This window comes from Sulfurovum indicum, assembly GCF_014931715.1.
GTDB classification, from domain to species: Bacteria; Campylobacterota; Campylobacteria; order Campylobacterales; family Sulfurovaceae; genus Sulfurovum; species Sulfurovum indicum.
Genome location: NZ_CP063164.1, coordinates 959,541 through 976,999, shown reverse-complemented (window position 1 = coordinate 976,999; position 17,459 = coordinate 959,541). Strand labels below are relative to the sequence as shown.

The window sequence follows — 17,459 nt, the reverse complement described above, 5'->3', positions numbered from 1 at the left end:
GCCAATAAGGTAATAACTCATGGAAGATAGGTTTATACATTATGAAGAATCTATAAATTGCCTAAATAGAGCATGGATAACCATTTGTGAGCTAGAAGAAATAGAACCAGGATCTCAGGTATGGGCGGCGGCATACAGGATGACGATAATCGAATATTGTAAGCCATTTAAAAAATCATATGGAAAGAGTAAAAACACTTATAGTTTGCCTCTCCCAGAATTTAGTCAGAAAATGCAAGAACTTCATGAAACACTCATCTCTTTAAGAGATACAGTTTTAGCGCACTCAGATCTAGGGCCAATAGATGCTAAAATTGTGTATGGGTATAAACATGAACCTCTTTTGATTAAGAATGCATTACCTAAATTTCCAAGCCCTGCTGAGATCAAAAAGATTATCGAATTTGTATTAGATGATCTGTATAGAAAAAAAACTGAATATGCTCCTAGATAGTTACCTTAGTCAAAGGGGACAGGTGAAAGACAACGAAAGACAACGGGTCAGTTACCACCTTAAAAATCCCTAAAAAAACATAACAATTCTACCAGTTTTTACCAAAAGAATGTATTCTATGCTTTTAGCTGTACTCCTGTGCTTATTTTGTAGCGGTTTTTATTATACACTTCGCCACTTTTATATAAAGAGTGTGCCACGACAATAAGTTTTCTTATCACTGCAATTTGTGCTTGTGTTGTGTGTTTACCATTGGCTTTAAGTCGCTCATAAAATGCTTTCATTTTTTCATTGTGCTTGGTTGAAGCCATCGCAGCCATAAAGAGTGTCCCACGATAGAGCCTGTTGCCTGCTTTTGAGATACGCGTTTGTCCTTTGATTGAAGTACCTGATTCTCTCATCACTGGGTCAAGTCCTGCAAGGGAGACAATTTGTCTTTGGTTGGCATGAGGATATTTGATAAACAGATGAAGCATCACAATACCTCCTATTTTACCTATACCGTCTATGGAGGTAATGGCATTATATTTTTCTTTGAGGTTTTTGCTTTTTTCTATGATGGCATAGACTTGTTCTATTATTTTGTCTTCACTTTTCTTTAGTGCTTTTATCTCTGCTTTGATAGTACGACAGAGTGTCTTACTTCCTTCTTTGGTACTAAGCGATTCCAAATGATTTGAAAGCTGTGTGCGCTGTTTGACCTTAAGTCTGTAATAAACCATAAACTCTTTTATCTCTTCAACCAAGGGATCTATGGTCGGTACTTTTATCTCATTTTCTTTTGCAACTACAATGGCTTCTGAAAGCACCCTTGCATCTATCTTGTCACTTTTGTTTCTCTGTGCAATAGCTTTGGCAAAGTTTCTGGCTTGTTTTGGGTTTGGCATATAAGCCATAATGCCTTTTTGGGCACAGAAACGGTACAGTAAAGCAGAGTAGCTTCCAGTGGATTCGAAGACAAACACCACCTTCTCTATCTCTTTTTTATAAAGTTTTTTAAGTTTGGAGTAGAGTGATTTGAATGCTTTGTCTGTATTTGCTATTTCTAAATCCAACTTTCCCAGCGGTACATACACATTGACGCTTGACTTGGAGATATCTAATCCGATAGAATACATTTGAGAGCCTTTAAAGTAATTTAGAGAGCTCGTTAGCACAGAGGACAACCTCTGTGTGAAAACTGTAGCATCAGCCACACATAACTTGACCTCGTAAAATACAATCTAGCATTTGCCAATTTTCTAAAGAAATGTTTAACTTTATAAAACTGCATTTACTGATTTTGTTACCACTCAAGCTTATAGTGCAACTATCTAACTGACCCTCAAGCTAGTTATGATTTATACGCATAACCGCTTCGGTGACATCCGATGTATTACACCCAACAAACTCTCATTTGTATGGTAGCTAAAATGCTACATTTGTATTATACGAGGTGATAATGATAACTTTATAAACTTTCTACTATACTCTTTCTAAGAAGCCAAGATGGCAAGAAAAGCACGCCTAGAACTACCTTTTCCTTATTTGTATCATGCATTACTCCAGAACAGTATTCCGTAAACTTTGAAAAGGAAGCTAAAGTAGTTATAATGTTCCATGAATAAATAGTTAGGCATGGAAACAAATGAAACTGATTGCTCAAATTGATATGGATTGTCAGCAGATGGATCGTTATTTCCATAAGCTATTCATTATGCTGCAGGAGGCACGTGCAGATGATAAAGATGCTCCGATTGAAGTACACGATTATGATGCCAATTTTTCTCAGGCAACCTATCATAGCATTTCCCACTTTATAAAACCTGACATGATCATGAATATTTATAGTCTCATAGACTTTTGGATGGACAAAATATGTGAATATCAAAGAAAAAAGAAAAATCTTAGCCTTGGAAGCAAGGACATTAAAGGGAAGAGTGAGCTTCATGCGCGTCACAAATATCTTACAGCGTATGCAAACTTGAATCTCAGCTCAGTACAAGATAGCTACAAGCGTTTAGATGAACTACGGAAGGTAAGAAATACATTCATTCATGGTGGTGGTCACGTGCCAGGTGACCGAGAAAGAGAATTCTCTGCTATAACAGGAATTGTGTTGTCAGGGTCTTTGATTAATATTGATGATAGTTTTATATGGAGTACACTTGAACATGCCAAAAAATATCTTCAGACAGCGATACTGGCCTAACAAGTACGAGGAGCTCAATAGTTTCCCCTACGATAAAGCTATTGCTCACGACAAACGTTATACGACTCTCCATCGACAATGGAATATGCAAATTGATTAGAAAAGCATCTGAACTACTAGAATTATTTATACAAGAAGAATCGAGAAAATTAGAAGGGCTTGATATGCCTCATATGCCCACGCTTGGTTCAGCTTATGAAGAAGTAACAAAGCAAGGTATTGATAAGAATTTTGCAATACCAAAATTCTTGGACTTAAGGGTCGTTTCCGGATTTATAACAGTTGGTGGTGAAATGCTACCACAACAAGTTGACTGCATGCTAGTTCACGGTGATGGACAACGATACGGACTAACTGAACAATTTATCTATGATATTGATAAAGTTCTTTGCCTTTTTGAAGTCAAAAAAACATTGCGAAAAAACGATTATATTGACGCCTTCTATCACTTAGGCGCGATACGAAGAAAATTCGCCGAGTATTTTGAATACAGACTAGAAAATGAAGATTATGAACCAGACATAAAAGCAGCCAGAAGACATTTTTCGCAAATTACTGGAAAGATTGCACCAGAATGCTATTCAGGTATACATACACTTTCAAAAAGTGATGGGATTTTATTTTACACATTAGTGCAAGAAACTTTAGCACCAGTGAGCATCATTCATGGATACGAAGGATATAAAACAGAAAATGGTTTGCGGTCAGCTTTTATAGATATATTGGAGGAAAAACGAAAGAAAGGTGGAGATGGATTAGGAGTACCAAACATACCAACTTTGGTAACATCAAACAATCTCTGCCTTGTCAAAGGTAACGGTGTGCCATTTTTGACCATAAAAGATAAAAACAAATGGATCGCTGTCTTTTCGACACGTCATAATTCAGCAAAGTTAATACTTGAGCTTATCTGGTCAAAAATTTCATTATATTTCGATGCAAAAATGCCTTGGAATGATGGACTGCACATGGATAGCATTCAACCACTCTTAATGGCCGAGGCAGTTGAAGAAGGAGACAAAGCCGGTTGGATGTATAATACTCTTGAGTTCAAAGAAGGACAGCTAAGGAGAGATGATGATAATAATTGGGAACCGGCTCCATTGGGAAAGGCTGAGATTGCAGCTATAAACATTATGGCTATCCGTGGTGGCTATCTCCCTCTTGATGAGGAGATGGATGAGTTTCTGAAAAAAGAGCACGATACTTCCCTTAATGAAGTTGCTGAGAACCTAATTCTAACCCGTTTTTTTATGAGGGATGAGAATTACATAAGGCCTACTACTATGCATACACATATTATTACAACCGATGATGGCAACGGTTTTGTTGCGAACGAAAAAGATAGATTTGATCTTTGGTGCAAAGAAATGCAGATAGAGCCGTACTACATGAATCTACTGTTTTTAGAATAAGTCGAGTCACAGGGGTCAGTCGCTACCCTAAAAACATAACAAAGACAGACAACGGGGTCAAGACAACGGGGTCAGTTACCACCTTAAAAATCCCTAAAAAAACATAACAATTCTACCAGTTTTTACCAAAAGAATGTATTCTATGCTTTTAGCTGTACTCCTGTGCTTATTTTGTAGCGGTTTTTATTATACACTTCGCCACTTTTATATAAAGAGTGTGCCACGACAATAAGTTTTCTTATCACTGCAATTTGTGCTTGTGTTGTGTGTTTACCATTGGCTTTAAGTCGCTCATAAAATGCTTTCATTTTTTCATTGTGCTTGGTTGAAGCCATCGCAGCCATAAAGAGTGTCCCACGATAGAGCCTGTTGCCTGCTTTTGAGATACGCGTTTGTCCTTTGATTGAAGTACCTGATTCTCTCATCACTGGGTCAAGTCCTGCAAGGGAGACAATTTGTCTTTGGTTGGCATGAGGATATTTGATAAACAGATGAAGCATCACAATACCTCCTATTTTACCTATACCGTCTATGGAGGTAATGGCATTATATTTTTCTTTGAGGTTTTTGCTTTTTTCTATGATGGCATAGACTTGTTCTATTATTTTGTCTTCACTTTTCTTTAGTGCTTTTATCTCTGCTTTGATAGTACGACAGAGTGTCTTACTTCCTTCTTTGGTACTAAGCGATTCCAAATGATTTGAAAGCTGTGTGCGCTGTTTGACCTTAAGTCTGTAATAAACCATAAACTCTTTTATCTCTTCAACCAAGGGATCTATGGTCGGTACTTTTATCTCATTTTCTTTTGCAACTACAATGGCTTCTGAAAGCACCCTTGCATCTATCTTGTCACTTTTGTTTCTCTGTGCAATAGCTTTGGCAAAGTTTCTGGCTTGTTTTGGGTTTGGCATATAAGCCATAATGCCTTTTTGGGCACAGAAACGGTACAGTAAAGCAGAGTAGCTTCCAGTGGATTCGAAGACAAACACCACCTTCTCTATCTCTTTTTTATAAAGTTTTTTAAGTTTGGAGTAGAGTGATTTGAATGCTTTGTCTGTATTTGCTATTTCTAAATCCAACTTTCCCAGCGGTACATACACATTGACGCTTGACTTGGAGATATCTAATCCGATAGAATACATTTGAGAGCCTTTAAAGTAATTTAGAGAGCTCGTTAGCACAGAGGACAACCTCTGTGTGAAAACTGTAGCATCAGCCACACATAACTTGACCTCGTAAAATACAATCTAGCATTTGCCAATTTTCTAAAGAAATGTTTAACTTTATAAAACTGCATTTACTGATTTTGTTACCACTCAAGCTTATAGTGCAACTATCTAACTGACCCTCAAGCTAGTTATGATTTATACGCATAACCGCTTCGGTGACATCCGATGTATTACACCCAACAAACTCTCATTTGTATGGTAGCTAAAATGCTACATTTTTATTATACGAGGTGATAATGATAACTCAATAAACTTTCTGCTTTACTCTTTCTAAGAAGCCAAGATGGCAAGAAAACCACGCATAGAACTACCTTTTCCTCATTTGTATAATGCATTACTCCAGAACAGTATTCCGTAAACATCGAAAAGGAAGCTAAAGTAGTTATAATGTTCCTTGAATAAATAGTTGTTGCGGACGCTTTGCTTAGCGAGACAGGAGACGCGGGCTGAACACCCGTTGTGAAATTAAAATTTCCCAAAGGGCGTCGCTCACCCGTGCCCCCATTATACTAAAGATATCCGGTTTTTAGGTAATTATTAATATATTCATAATTGGAGATAATATGAAAAAGATAGCAGTAATATGTTTAAGTATATTTTGTACATCAGCACTTAATGCTCAATGGAATTCAGGAATGAGTTTTAATTCAAGTGGTAGTTCTGGAATGGGTATTAACAATTCTTCAAGTGGAGGATGTACTTCAGATTATAGTTGTGGACCAGGTAGACAATGTGTTAAAGCACAATTTAGTTCTAGTGGTAGATGTATGAAAGTCACAACCAGATATGGAGTACAAAAATTCAATTCAAATAAAAGTAATTCAGGTGTAAATATGAAAAGGCAATGTAGATATGATTACCAATGTGGTGCAGGCTGGAGATGTACCAGTGGTGGAAATTGTGTTAGATAAGAGAATATAAAAATGGAAACATCACAAATAATATAAATGATAATAGGTGCTTTAATTGGATTTATAATTTCAATTACTAAAGATTATCTTCTTAAAAATAAGAAAAATAAAGAAAATTATTTATTATTTAAAAGAGGAAAACTTGGAGTTAAAGGGGGTCAAGGGATAATGATAACTCAATAAACTTTCTACTATACTCTTTCTAAGAAGCCAAGATGACAAGAAAACCACACATAGAACTACCAGGCTACTACCACATCATATACGAATGACACAGAAGCCATTAAAGCATTTTTAAATAGTGACGCAGATACTTCCCACTCCTGCTACAAGAGATGAAAAAGGCATCTTCTTTGGTGGAAGCCCCAATGTGGAGAAAAAGCCTGATGTTAAAAAACTTACAAAGCTGTCTCTTTATGATACACTATGTACGTACTAAATAGTCGGCTACATTTAGCTAGCATAAAAAATATAGCTATTCAACATATAACTAAGTAATATGGAGAGAGATATGAAATACATGATTTGTTGGTCAATCCAACCAGAAAACTACACAGTTGTAATGGATAATTTTCTAAAAAGCGGAGCACCGATGCCCAAAGGGCTTACTTTACTAGGTCGTTATCATGCTCCCGGATCGTCTAAGGGTTGGGCGTTATGCGAAACTGAGAATCCACTTTATCTTGCCCAGCACATAGCGGAATGGTCCCCTTTAGTTAAATTTGATATTACACCAGTATTAGAAGATGCTGAAGCTGCTGAAGCAATAGCTAGAGCCCGTAATTAATTCATAAAAGCATTAATCCCAAAGGCTATGTTCGCGTTAATGGTGGAAATATTCTTTTCTGTCTTATGCGAACAGCCATTAAGCCTAAAAAGTTTCTAGCAGTTAGCTCCTTATTCTTATCAAGCAGGCTCATCCAACCAAGATAGCTAGCCAAATACTTTGTAGCCACTACATGAAAGCGTTGCATCCATCTTTTTCATATACATCCATATACACCCCAAGGGTTGAATCCCCACTTTTAACTTTAAGTGTCTGACCCCATTTTCTTTTATGTTTGTTCCTTTATTTTGTAAATCCAAATCCGTAAATCCAAATCCGTAAATCCGGGGGTAATCCTCCCATTTTTCAACCCTTTTTTAAAAGTAGAGTTTAAGCTACAAGAGCCAACTTTTGTTTGGGAATGATTCGGGAGGATTGCCAGATCATCTCTTTTTCTCTCATGAACCCGAATATACTTTATTTACATAAACAGCCAGAGGTATCTGTACGATATATGAGTACATGATCGGAAGCAGCATCGATACACCGAACGCATTGAGAGAGAAGGTAGAGAGGACCAGTGCAAGTGTCAGGTAGCGCGTAATACTGTGCCAAAAGGCTGCCCTCTCCTGTGGTGAGTCAAGATCATATATCCACCTGGAAGCCAGATAGGTTAGCAGATAGAAGAGCAAAACGGCACCAAAAGCCACCAAAAAGAGTTCCGGCTCGAAATCATAAATATCTACAAGAAGCTGGGTATTCTGAAGTCCGAAAAGGTAGAACAGTATGATGAAAATACTGCTTTGGGAAATAAGTTTTTTATATTTCCGTATCTTCTCTTCAAGAGGTTTGACAAGAAGCACTGCCCTGCTTGCAAAAAACGGTATGATAATAAGCAGGATGATCACCTCCTCTGCGAAGCGCTCGATACTGATCTCTTCATCATACGTGACATTGAAGTAACCTGCAGAATAGGTTGCAAACGTATGCAGCATCAGCATGGAGAGCGATACAAAGACAAGATTGGCAAAGAGCAGCAGGAACCCAAAAGAGGTATCTGCACCTGATTTTTTTATCCAGTGCATCACCATACCCCCGCCACTGAGTACCGACACCAGAAAGAGCCCCGCCGCGATACCGAAATCCTGTGTCGCCAGACCGATACCCATGGCAAAAAGCGGCAACAGCAGATAGTTGACAAGCATCCCTTTAAAGAGTATAGATCTGTACTCCCATACCAGACGTACGTCCCTGAGTCTAAAATTGAACAGTGAAGGCATAATGAGCGTCAGACCCGCAAAAAGACATATATCCGAACTGAAGATAAAACCGTCGGTATAGCTGCCGTAGATAAACCCAAGCACTGACCCGACTATTACGATGATGATCAATTGCATAACACTCCTTTTGGTAACAATATTGCCCAACCCGGTTTACGCACTGGCATCACCAGGTATTCATAAGGCAATGATCTGTGAGAGGTCAGTGATCTCTCATGCATACTCCGGGTTCAAAGTACTTTTTTACTTTATAAAGTATATCCAAAACATATATAAAACTATAAATAAAAAATATTTTATCAATTTATCACAATGGGGTCAAGCCAAATAAACAAAGTTTTAGCTATTATTGATACTATCACAGTTACTACACAGACTGATATAAAAGAATAAAGGAAAAAAATGAATTTCAATATAACTGTTACTCCGATTAAAGAGATCAAAGCTGATCTTGAGATCATCATCGTTATTGACGGTAATCTCAAGCATCATTCTGTCAAAGACAGAAAACTGCTTAAAAAAGCCGGTTTTTCTGGCTCTCAGGATGAAGTATGCCACCTTGTAGAGAAGAAACGGCTCTATGTCGGGGCAAAGCATCTCAGAGGTGCTGCGATCCGTCCTGCGGCCGCTACAGCAATACGGTCACTTATAGGGAAAAAAGCCTATAAAACCGTAAAGATCTCCACCTATGTCAGCCATCCGAGATGTTCCGCTTCCATTAGAGCAATGGTTGAGGGACTGGTACTTGGAAGCTATACGTTTTCAAAGTATAAAAGCAAGAAAAGCAAGTCTCCTGTAAAAACAGTAGAGATCTCTCTTGAGGGCTACGAACCGCATGAGATCACAATGGAGACAGCTGCGCGTGCCGTACACAACGGTGAGATCGCGGCAACTGCTACCAACTATACACGTAATATTGTCAATACACCGCCGGATGACTTCTACCCTGAAAGCATGGCCCAAAAAGCAAAGAAACTTGCCAAAAAACTTGGACTTGAATGTACAGTACTCAAACCAAAAGAACTCAAAAAAGAGAAGATGGAAACCCTCCTTGCTGTTGCACGTGCTTCAAGACATGAACCAAGGGTCATCCACTTAAGCCATAAACCTAAAAACCCTAAAAAAGTCATCACGCTTGTAGGAAAAGGGCTTACTTATGATTCAGGCGGACTCAGCTTGAAGCCGGGTGACTATATGGTAACAATGAAAGCAGACAAAAGCGGTGCATCTGCAGTGATAGGGATCATGAAAGCCGTTGCAGAGCTTGGTCTGCCTATCGAAGTACACGGTTTCCTCGGTATGGTGGAGAACATGATCGGCGGAGATGCCTACAAGCCTGATGATGTGCTCAAAGCCAAGAACGGAAAGACTATCGAGGTACGCAATACTGATGCAGAGGGACGTCTGGTACTTGCCGATGTGCTCTGCTATGCACAGCAGGAGGTCAAGGCGGACTACCTCTTCGATTTTGCTACACTTACCGGTGCCTGTGTTGTCGGTGTGGGCCACTACACTTCAGGGGTCATGGGTTTTAACGATGATCTCAAGGAAATGGTCAAAAAGCAGGCAAAGATCGCCGGTGAACTGGTAACGCCGCTTGATTTCAACGACTATCTCAAAAAGACCATCAAGAGTGACATTGCCGATATTTGCAATATCTCCAATACCCGTTACGGCGGTGCGATCACGGCAGGTCACTTTCTCTCGGAGTTCATCGATGAAGAGCATAAAGAGAAGTGGGCACATATTGACATTGCAGGACCTGCCTTTGTCGAACATGTATGGGGAGAAAATCCACATGGTGCCTCAGGAGCCGGTGTTCGTATGATGCTCAGACTCATAGAGAAACTTGCACAGGAAGATAGTGCACACTAAGCTTCTTCTCCCGCGCTGTGCGCGGAGATTCAGAACTGCTCTTTTGCTATCATCTGCCACTAGGTCAGATGACAGACGATCACCTCCTGCGAAAGCAGATTGGCTATGGTATCTCTGGCGTTGATCACAGTTGTGATCCCCATCTCATTATAGACCTTCTCCTCCTCTTCATTGTTCACCTTTACAATACTTTTGACATGATGGCTGAAAGAGGCGATATTTTCACAAATGAGTCTTCTTTGCAGCTCATTCTCTATAGTTACAACGATCGCAGCTGATTTTTCTACATTAAAGTGGGAAAGCACTCTCTTCTGTGCAGCATTGGCAAGAAAGATCGCCTCTTCCCCGTTTGAAATGACAGCATCGACCACCTTTACATCATGTTCTAGGATCAGATAGAGTATATTCCTCTCTTTCAAAGAGCTGACCACCTTTTGTCCTATGGGACCGTATCCGCAGACGATCACATGATCTTCATACTCTCTGCCGACGATAGCGCGTTCTCTCAGTGTTTCAGGTTCACTGATAAAACGGTCAGCCAGCCTTTTGATGTTGTGAAGTACGAACGGTGTCAGGATCATCGACAGAATGACCGTAACGATGAGTATCTGGTTGACCTCAGAAGAGATGAGATCGTTCGAACGTGCCAGTGCAAATACTGCCAAAGCAAACTCACCGATCTGAAAGAGTGCCATAGAAGTCTTAAGTGCAGTCCTTCTCTGTACAAACGAATACAAAACAGTGAAGATCACTACTGCTTTTATCAGCATCACCACCACCAAAAGAGCGAGAATATAATGGATATAATCAACAATGGAGTGCCAGTCTACCAGCATTCCGATCGTTACAAAGAATACTCCCAGAAGGATATCCCTGAACGGTATAAGGTCAGCTTCTATCCTGTAACGGTATTTTGTCTCTGCCAGCATCATCCCTGCCAAAAAAGCTCCCAGTGAGTAGGTAAATCCCACTGCCTGGGCAAAAGCGGAAGCACTGATGACACCTAAAAGTACCGCTACAAGAAATATCTCTTCAGAATTCGTAGACGTGATCCAGTCGAAAAAGCGTTCAATGAAGTATTTTCCCAGGATGAAGAGAACCACATAAATGATCACTGCACCTCCTGCCGTTTCAAGCAGCATCCTGCTCATCGAGTGGGTCTTGGAGGTAAAGAACGAGACCATCAGCAAAATGGGAATGACTGCAAGATCCTGGAAAAGAAGGATCCCTAATGAAAGTCTGCCGTACCCGGAGTGAATCTCATTGTTCTCATTAAGTATTTTCAGGACGATCGCTGTTGAAGAGAGCGACAGGGCAAACCCGATCACGATCGCTCCTCTGGCATCAAGACCAAAAAGGTAATAGCCCAGTGCTGTAAAGAGCAGTCCCGTTAGTATAACCTGCAGACTGCCAAAGAGGAAAACCTCTTTTTTCATGCTCTTGAGGTGCTTGACAGAAAACTCCAGGCCGATGGTAAACATCAGAAAAACAATACCAAATTCCGCAAGATGCATCAGGAACTCTTTGGACTCCTCCGCAAAATGAAAAATGGATGAGATAGTAAAACCTGCCAGTACATATCCGATGATCGTTGGGATCTCAAATCGTTTGAGTATGACATTTAGGACCGTAGAGATCGCTATAGTTATAATAAGTATGTACATGGCATGATCCATCACTGCTCCTTTTATCTTTACGTATTATACATTATATATTAGCGCACTAACCCCAACTTCACGAACTTTTAGATAAAATCACGGAATAATTATAGAAGGAATATCATGGGACTAGGCATAGGACTTGTCGGACTACCGAATGTAGGAAAATCTACCACTTTTAACGCACTTACCAAAGCACAGAACGCAGAGAGCGCCAACTACCCTTTCTGTACCATTGAACCGAACAAAGCAGTTGTACCGGTTCCGGACAAACGTCTGGATGAACTTGCAAAGATCGTCAACCCCGAAAGGATACAGCACTCCACACTTGATTTTGTGGATATTGCCGGACTGGTCAAGGGAGCAAGCAAAGGTGAAGGACTTGGGAACAAATTCCTGGGCAACATCCGTGAAACAGAGGTGATTCTGCACATCGTCAGATGTTTTGAAGACCCCAATATCGTCCACACAGAAGGCTCCATCGATCCGATACGTGATGTGGAGATCATCGAGCAGGAACTGCTGTTTGCAGATATAGATGCTGTTTTGAAACGTATCGACCTGCTTAAGCGTAAAGCCAAAGGAAATGACAAAGAGGCAAAAGCTCAACTGGAAACAGCTGAAGCACTTTTGGCACACATTGAGGAAGGGAATCCTGTCTCTACCTTCTCTGACATCGACTCCGATGCCTTCAAATCGATCAATAAAGACCTCAGACTGCTTACAAGCAAAGAGATCATCTATGGTGCCAATGTCGATGAAGAGGGATTGACCGAAGACAACGAATATGTTCAGCAGCTTAAAGCTTATGCTCAGGAACGTAACAGAGAGGTTATCAAACTCTGTGCAAAGATCGAAGAGGAGATGGTCGACTTCGAAGAAGATGAGAAAGCAGAAATGCTCGCTGATCTGGGTGTAGAAGAGTCCGGCCTTGAGCAGATCATCCATAAGGGATTTGACAAACTGGGGTTGATGAGCTACTTTACTGCCGGGGTTAAAGAGGTACGGGCATGGACCATTCGCAAAGGCACAACTGCGCCGAAAGCAGCAGCGGTCATTCATAACGACTTTGAAAAAGGGTTTATCCGTGCAGAAGTCATCTCATATGAAGACTTTATCAAGTATAACGGTGAACAGGGAGCCAAAGAAGCAGGAAAGAACAGACTCGAAGGCAAAGAGTACATCGTTCAGGATGGCGATGTAATGCATTTCAGGTTTAATGTATAGCAAGTTCGGTCAAACCGAACAGTCCTGAGTACTGAGTGTTACGAATTTCTGATGCGTCGGTACGCATCCTACGAGGAGGTGTGTGATGAAAAAATGGCTGATTCTTGGGCTGCTTGCCCTGATATTTACCGGTTGTGAAAATAAAAAAGGGGCTTTCCTCGAAACAGTGGAGTCACAGAACGATGTCCCTGCATCAGTCAATAAACTTTTGGGAGTTCTTGAGCAGAAAAAACTCATACACTTTGCAACGATCGATCATGCCAAAAATGCAAAAGAAGCAGGTATGAGGCTTAAACCTGAAACGGTTGTCGTTTTCGGAAACCCCAAAGCAGGTACACAACTGATGGAGTGCAACCCCTCTATAGGACTTGACCTGCCGCTTCGTATGCTCTTTACAACCGATTATGAAGGAAAAACCACTATTACCTATACCAATCCGGAATACTGGACCCTTAAGCACAATATTAAAGATAAGAAATGTTTGGGTATCATTAAAAAAATACATATTACGCTACAGACTCTGGCAGAGGAAGCAGCAAAGAAATAGAACATTCTATTTCCAAATACAAAGGCCGATAATGAAAAAACTTTTCTACACCCTGCTTTTATTCAGTACCATTGTTTATGCGAAGAGTGGCTGTGTATTGGTACAGTCCAATGATGTGAATATTTCATGGAAAGCTTATAAGACCTTGGCAAAACTTGGTGTAGAAGGTCACTTTAGCGGTGTCGCCTACACCCCTGCCCATAAAGAAGGGAAAAACTTCAGAGAACTCTTTGTCGGATCCAAAGTGACTATCGATACCACAAAGATAGATACGGGCAATCCTTCCAGAGACAACACCCTGGTAAAGATGTTCTTCAAAAAGCTAAAAAGCACAACCATTGAAGCAGAGATCATCGATATTCAAAAAACGGACAGACATATTAAAGGAAAACCGCGTACAGGTATGCTGAAAGTATCAGTTACCATGAACCGGAAAACATTGCTCATCCCTATGCAATACCGTTACGACAAAGGGCACTTTCAAGCCTTCGGTACGATTGATCTCTTTGATTTTGACGGAAGCAAAGCCCTTGCATCCATCAATCAAAGCTGTTATGATCTGCATAAAGGAAAGACCTGGAACGATGTTACCATCGGCTTCAGTACAACCATAAAAGCAACACTCTGTAAAGTAGAGATAAAGAAGTAGCCATGCTTATCAATACAAATGAAACACTTTACCGTATCCATAAAGCACTGGGTCTCTCCATTGATGAGATGCTCAAAGCCTATACACTGGCAGAGTACCCTATGGAGAGAGAGCATCTCGAAGCCCTCCTTAAACGCCGTTATGACAAGGGGTTTGAACTGTGCAGTTATGAAGAACTGGGCGTATTTCTTGACGGGCTGATCGTGTTAAAACGCGGTCCAAGTCCCAAAAAAGCAACGGAGGAGGAAGCTGTCGAGCTTACCAATAATCTCATTCTCAAAAAACTCCGCATTGCACTGGAGCTCAAAGAAGCTGAGACAGAGATCATATTCAATCTTGCAGATGTAATGCTGAGCAAACAGGAGCTCAAGTCACTCTTTCGCAAAGAGGGACACAAGAACTTCAAAGCCTGTTCGGATGAACTGCTGACAGCATTTTTGGAAGGCCTGGATGAATTCTGTTATGTGGGTGAAGATGAAGCTTAAAGGAGAAGAGAAAATGCACTACTACAGCTACAAAACATTTGTTGATGATATTAAAACACTGGTCAAAAAGACTGAGGACTTCAAGCCTGATGCCCTGCTTGCCATAGCACGCGGAGGATTGACACTTGCACATGCTTATGCACAGGCAACAGACAACCGAAACCTCTTCACTATCAACTCCATACTCTACGATGGCGATGTCAAACGTTCCCATCCGAAACTCATGAATCTGCCGGAACTTAACGGTGCAAAGCAGGTACTGATCCTTGACGATATCGTTGATTCGGGACAGACACTCAAAGCTGTCCTTACAGTACTGCATGAGCGCTATCCTGACATTACCTTCAAGAGTGCTACACTATACTATAAAAAAAGCTCTTTTATCCAGCCTGACTATTGGCTGCATGAAGCAACAGAATGGATAGACTTCTTCTGGGAAAAAGATTTTCTGGACGAGTAGATGAGCGGAAAACTCTCCAAACAGTTCAACTCTTTCATTGTACTGTTGGAGATCCTTCTTGTTCTGCTGCTCTTCCTGCTTGCCTACAACTTCTTTCTTCCTCTTGGCAAAGGGAAACCTCTCGTCTATTTTATTGATAACAATCTCTCTGCTGTATTGAAGACCCTTAAAAGAAATGGCTACAATATTACCGAATGGGACCGATACCTGCTCTCTGAATCATCTCTTCCAAAACAGGGCTGGTACCATATCAGGCACACAGATAATGGAAGATACCACTTTTTCACACATCTTGACAGCCACCCCGCAGAAACAATGCAGATAAGGATATACTCGGGAGAGACTCACCTGGAACTGCTGAAACGTCTTGCAAACGACATGAAACTCAATGAAACACTCCTGCATGCAGTCTATGAAAAAATGATGCACTTTAATGAAGCGGACATTTTTGCCGGACATTATACTGTTGCCAGAAAAGCGGATGAGAATACAACCATGCAATATCTTTTCAGCCGTTCACATAAAATACTTGAGACTTTCAAGAAAGAGAACTTCACCTCCAAAATCGATAACTATACGATCCAACTCCTACTGACCATCGCATCGATCATCCAGAAAGAGAGCAACGATCCCAAAGAGATGCCTCTTATCTCTTCGGTCATCTACAACCGTTTGAAGAGAGGAATGAAGCTTCAGATGGACGGAACCCTCAACTACGGGGAGTACTCCCACAAGGTTGTCACACCCAAACGTATCAAAACCGATACCTCTTTTTACAATACATACAAATACAAAGGTCTGCCTCCTGCACCGCTTTCGACTGTTTCACTCGAAGCACTCGAAGCGGCCATGTTCCCTGCCGAGAGTGACTATCTCTTTTTTATGCTCCACAAAGACGGCGGGCACAAATTTGCCAAAACATATAAAGAACATCTTGCGAACCTCAAGGCATTCAGAAGATATCAGAAAGAGAGAAAGAAAAAGTTGCAGACAAAGCAGAAAATAGAAGAGTCAAACAAGTTCAGAATGAAAAAATCAAAACAGATCTTTGAGAAAACTTGAAATACGTTTCAAAAAAGAAGCTGCTGCTTTCTTCTCCTCTGCCTCCCGTTCTTTCTTCATAGAGATCTCCTGCTTGACAACCTCAAGCTGTCTGTGCAGGGTCTCTTTGGCACGTTGTATATGTTCAGGCTTGAAATCACTCTGCATCAAGCACCTTCTCTATCTCCTGCATCGCATCTTCATTCTTCAGTCTGAACTTGATCTCGATACGTCTGGAGGCATCTTTGTCTTCCAGGCCGTTGACTTTTATGGCATCAAGATAAGCACGTCCTGATGCGACCAGGAGCGGTTTCAGATTATATTTTTTTGCAATATCAAGACTCAACAGATAGTTCATGACGGCAAAAGCACGTTTTTGTGAAAGATCCAGGTTATACAGATATCCTCCGTCACTGTCTGTGTGTCCCTCAATGATGATCTTATCCAGATGCGGTTTGATCTTTGGATTGGTCACCAGTGCACCAATATACTCTTCAAATGCCTTTTTGAGCTCCTCTTTTGCCTCCTCTTTGAGAACATCACTGCCTTTGTCAAAAAGAATATTCGATGCAAGTCTAAGCGATCCGCTTTTTTTGTCGATATTGATCTTCTCTCCCAATTCCTCCTTGAGCGCTGCGATCACTTTAAGCTTAATACCTGTAAGTGACTTGATCTGTGCTTTCTGTTTCTGAAGCTTGGCAATAAGCATATCGTATTTGGTCTCTTTTTCATCAAGTGCATTGAGAAGCTGAAGCATTTTAATATCTTTTTCTTTCATGCTGCTACGGACATCACTTAGCTGGTTGGAGAGTACCAGTACCTTGCCTTTATACTCTTTCAGCTCTTTTCGGTGCCTCTTGAGTGTACTGTTCGTCTCCTGCAGCAGATTTTGTATCAGTGTGATCTTCTTGTTAAGCAGATCTTTCTGTGTATTGGTTTCAAGCAGCATCCGGTTGAGCTTTCTGATCTCATCTTCTCTAAGCTTCAGTGTCTTTATCTTCTCATCGAGACTTGCCTGCGTATTACTCAGCAGGGTCTTATTCTTCGCAAGGTCTCTGCTGAGTTCATCAAGAATGGTCTCTTTATGACTGAGTGTCTCTGAAAGCATTGTCAGACGATCTTCTTTGTCATCCAGGTTGCTTTTGAGAATGATCGACTTGGAGACGATGGCACCAATAAGCAAAATAAATACAAACAGCAGTCCTGCCATCAGATCGGCATAGGAGATCCAAAAGTTACTCCCCTCGTCCGTACTCTTTTTCCTAAACATT

At 40.7% G+C, this 17,459-nt stretch carries 18 protein-coding genes; 12 read left to right on the top strand and 6 right to left on the bottom strand.

Features of this window, described 5'->3' with window-relative positions; genetic code table 11:
- The first annotated feature begins 19 nt into the window (after window positions 1-19).
- Complete coding sequence (locus IMZ28_RS04930; RefSeq protein WP_197549631.1) at window positions 20-454, top strand: hypothetical protein; 435 nt, start codon at window positions 20-22, stop codon at window positions 452-454.
- A 116-nt stretch (window positions 455-570) separates the two neighbouring features.
- Here the strand turns inward: IMZ28_RS04930 and IMZ28_RS04925 are convergent, their stop codons facing one another.
- Window positions 571-1,572: an IS110 family RNA-guided transposase gene (locus IMZ28_RS04925; protein WP_197547621.1), complete on the bottom strand. Its 1,002-nt coding sequence runs from the start codon at window positions 1,570-1,572 to the stop codon at window positions 571-573.
- Window positions 1,573-2,081: 509 nt separating this feature from the next.
- Between IMZ28_RS04925 and IMZ28_RS04920 the strand changes: the two genes are divergently transcribed.
- Together IMZ28_RS04920 and IMZ28_RS04915 are read left to right on the top strand one after the other, a co-directional pair.
- Window positions 2,082-2,645: a hypothetical protein gene (locus IMZ28_RS04920; protein ID WP_197549630.1), complete on the top strand. Its 564-nt coding sequence runs from the start codon at window positions 2,082-2,084 to the stop codon at window positions 2,643-2,645.
- Window positions 2,646-2,737: 92 nt separating this feature from the next.
- On the top strand, window positions 2,738-4,060 hold the full coding sequence (locus IMZ28_RS04915; protein ID WP_197549629.1) for a DUF6602 domain-containing protein: 1,323 nt from the start codon (window positions 2,738-2,740) through the stop codon (window positions 4,058-4,060).
- A 140-nt stretch (window positions 4,061-4,200) separates the two neighbouring features.
- On the opposite strand, the gene IMZ28_RS04910 is transcribed toward IMZ28_RS04915, so the two are convergent.
- Entirely contained in the window at window positions 4,201-5,202 is a 1,002-nt protein-coding gene (locus IMZ28_RS04910) for an IS110 family RNA-guided transposase (protein WP_197547621.1), read from the bottom strand.
- 650 nt (window positions 5,203-5,852) lie between these two features.
- Here IMZ28_RS04910 and IMZ28_RS04905 point away from each other — a divergent pair.
- Both IMZ28_RS04905 and IMZ28_RS04900 read left to right on the top strand, forming a co-directional pair.
- Window positions 5,853-6,200: a hypothetical protein gene (locus IMZ28_RS04905; protein ID WP_197549628.1), complete on the top strand. Its 348-nt coding sequence runs from the start codon at window positions 5,853-5,855 to the stop codon at window positions 6,198-6,200.
- Between the two features lie 511 nt (window positions 6,201-6,711).
- Window positions 6,712-6,987: a DUF3303 domain-containing protein gene (locus IMZ28_RS04900; protein WP_197549627.1), complete on the top strand. Its 276-nt coding sequence runs from the start codon at window positions 6,712-6,714 to the stop codon at window positions 6,985-6,987.
- A 437-nt stretch (window positions 6,988-7,424) separates the two neighbouring features.
- On the opposite strand, the gene IMZ28_RS04895 is transcribed toward IMZ28_RS04900, so the two are convergent.
- Window positions 7,425-8,363, bottom strand: a complete 939-nt coding sequence (locus IMZ28_RS04895; RefSeq protein ID WP_197549626.1) for a hypothetical protein — start codon at window positions 8,361-8,363, stop codon at window positions 7,425-7,427.
- Between the two features lie 285 nt (window positions 8,364-8,648).
- On the opposite strand from IMZ28_RS04895, the gene IMZ28_RS04890 reads away from it, so the two are divergent.
- The gene (locus IMZ28_RS04890) at window positions 8,649-10,121 is read left to right on the top strand and encodes a leucyl aminopeptidase (protein WP_197549625.1); all 1,473 of its coding nucleotides are present in this window, start codon (window positions 8,649-8,651) and stop codon (window positions 10,119-10,121) included.
- 59 nt (window positions 10,122-10,180) lie between these two features.
- On the opposite strand, the gene IMZ28_RS04885 is transcribed toward IMZ28_RS04890, so the two are convergent.
- Window positions 10,181-11,797, bottom strand: coding sequence for a cation:proton antiporter (locus IMZ28_RS04885; RefSeq protein ID WP_197549624.1), 1,617 nt, complete (start codon window positions 11,795-11,797; stop codon window positions 10,181-10,183).
- A 105-nt stretch (window positions 11,798-11,902) separates the two neighbouring features.
- On the opposite strand from IMZ28_RS04885, the gene ychF reads away from it, so the two are divergent.
- From ychF to mltG, 6 genes are all read left to right on the top strand, one after another.
- A complete protein-coding gene (gene ychF, locus IMZ28_RS04880) occupies window positions 11,903-13,006 on the top strand; it encodes a redox-regulated ATPase YchF (RefSeq protein ID WP_197549623.1) in 1,104 nt (367 codons plus the stop codon).
- Between the two features lie 85 nt (window positions 13,007-13,091).
- Entirely contained in the window at window positions 13,092-13,553 is a 462-nt protein-coding gene (locus IMZ28_RS04875) for a DUF302 domain-containing protein (RefSeq protein ID WP_197549622.1), read from the top strand.
- 31 nt (window positions 13,554-13,584) lie between these two features.
- The gene (locus IMZ28_RS04870) at window positions 13,585-14,202 is read left to right on the top strand and encodes a YceI family protein (RefSeq protein ID WP_197549621.1); all 618 of its coding nucleotides are present in this window, start codon (window positions 13,585-13,587) and stop codon (window positions 14,200-14,202) included.
- A gap of 2 nt (window positions 14,203-14,204) precedes the next feature.
- Window positions 14,205-14,687: a YehS family protein gene (locus IMZ28_RS04865; RefSeq protein WP_197549620.1), complete on the top strand. Its 483-nt coding sequence runs from the start codon at window positions 14,205-14,207 to the stop codon at window positions 14,685-14,687.
- Window positions 14,653-15,147 carry a phosphoribosyltransferase gene (locus tag IMZ28_RS04860; protein ID WP_232087517.1) on the top strand — a complete coding sequence of 165 codons (495 nt, stop codon included), beginning with the start codon at window positions 14,653-14,655 and terminating at the stop codon, window positions 15,145-15,147. The genes IMZ28_RS04865 and IMZ28_RS04860 overlap by 35 nt, the downstream gene beginning before the upstream one ends.
- A complete protein-coding gene (gene mltG / locus IMZ28_RS04855) occupies window positions 15,148-16,209 on the top strand; it encodes an endolytic transglycosylase MltG (protein ID WP_197549619.1) in 1,062 nt (353 codons plus the stop codon).
- On the opposite strand, the gene IMZ28_RS04850 is transcribed toward mltG, so the two are convergent.
- Together IMZ28_RS04850 and IMZ28_RS04845 are read right to left on the bottom strand one after the other, a co-directional pair.
- Window positions 16,183-16,356 carry a hypothetical protein gene (locus IMZ28_RS04850; RefSeq protein ID WP_197549618.1) on the bottom strand — a complete coding sequence of 58 codons (174 nt, stop codon included), beginning with the start codon at window positions 16,354-16,356 and terminating at the stop codon, window positions 16,183-16,185. The two genes, mltG and IMZ28_RS04850, sit on opposite strands and share 27 nt — an antisense overlap.
- Window positions 16,346-17,458, bottom strand: coding sequence for an OmpA family protein (locus IMZ28_RS04845; RefSeq protein ID WP_197549617.1), 1,113 nt, complete (start codon window positions 17,456-17,458; stop codon window positions 16,346-16,348). Before IMZ28_RS04845 ends, IMZ28_RS04850 begins: the two co-directional genes overlap by 11 nt.
- Window position 17,459: the final 1 nt, after the last annotated feature.

Coding starts and splice junctions, on each gene's coding strand:
- IMZ28_RS04930 (WP_197549631.1), top strand. CDS start 20: ATGGAAGATAGGTTTATACATTATGAAGAATCTATAAATTGCCTAAAT.
- IMZ28_RS04925 (WP_197547621.1), bottom strand. CDS start 1,572: ATGTATTCTATCGGATTAGATATCTCCAAGTCAAGCGTCAATGTGTAT.
- IMZ28_RS04920 (WP_197549630.1), top strand. CDS start 2,082: ATGAAACTGATTGCTCAAATTGATATGGATTGTCAGCAGATGGATCGT.
- IMZ28_RS04910 (WP_197547621.1), bottom strand. CDS start 5,202: ATGTATTCTATCGGATTAGATATCTCCAAGTCAAGCGTCAATGTGTAT.
- IMZ28_RS04905 (WP_197549628.1), top strand. CDS start 5,853: ATGAAAAAGATAGCAGTAATATGTTTAAGTATATTTTGTACATCAGCA.
- IMZ28_RS04900 (WP_197549627.1), top strand. CDS start 6,712: ATGAAATACATGATTTGTTGGTCAATCCAACCAGAAAACTACACAGTT.
- IMZ28_RS04895 (WP_197549626.1), bottom strand. CDS start 8,363: ATGCAATTGATCATCATCGTAATAGTCGGGTCAGTGCTTGGGTTTATC.
- IMZ28_RS04890 (WP_197549625.1), top strand. CDS start 8,649: ATGAATTTCAATATAACTGTTACTCCGATTAAAGAGATCAAAGCTGAT.
- IMZ28_RS04885 (WP_197549624.1), bottom strand. CDS start 11,797: ATGGATCATGCCATGTACATACTTATTATAACTATAGCGATCTCTACG.
- ychF (WP_197549623.1), top strand. CDS start 11,903: ATGGGACTAGGCATAGGACTTGTCGGACTACCGAATGTAGGAAAATCT.
- IMZ28_RS04875 (WP_197549622.1), top strand. CDS start 13,092: ATGAAAAAATGGCTGATTCTTGGGCTGCTTGCCCTGATATTTACCGGT.
- IMZ28_RS04870 (WP_197549621.1), top strand. CDS start 13,585: ATGAAAAAACTTTTCTACACCCTGCTTTTATTCAGTACCATTGTTTAT.
- IMZ28_RS04865 (WP_197549620.1), top strand. CDS start 14,205: ATGCTTATCAATACAAATGAAACACTTTACCGTATCCATAAAGCACTG.
- IMZ28_RS04860 (WP_232087517.1), top strand. CDS start 14,653: ATGAATTCTGTTATGTGGGTGAAGATGAAGCTTAAAGGAGAAGAGAAA.
- mltG (WP_197549619.1), top strand. CDS start 15,148: ATGAGCGGAAAACTCTCCAAACAGTTCAACTCTTTCATTGTACTGTTG.
- IMZ28_RS04850 (WP_197549618.1), bottom strand. CDS start 16,356: ATGCAGAGTGATTTCAAGCCTGAACATATACAACGTGCCAAAGAGACC.
- IMZ28_RS04845 (WP_197549617.1), bottom strand. CDS start 17,458: ATGTTTAGGAAAAAGAGTACGGACGAGGGGAGTAACTTTTGGATCTCC.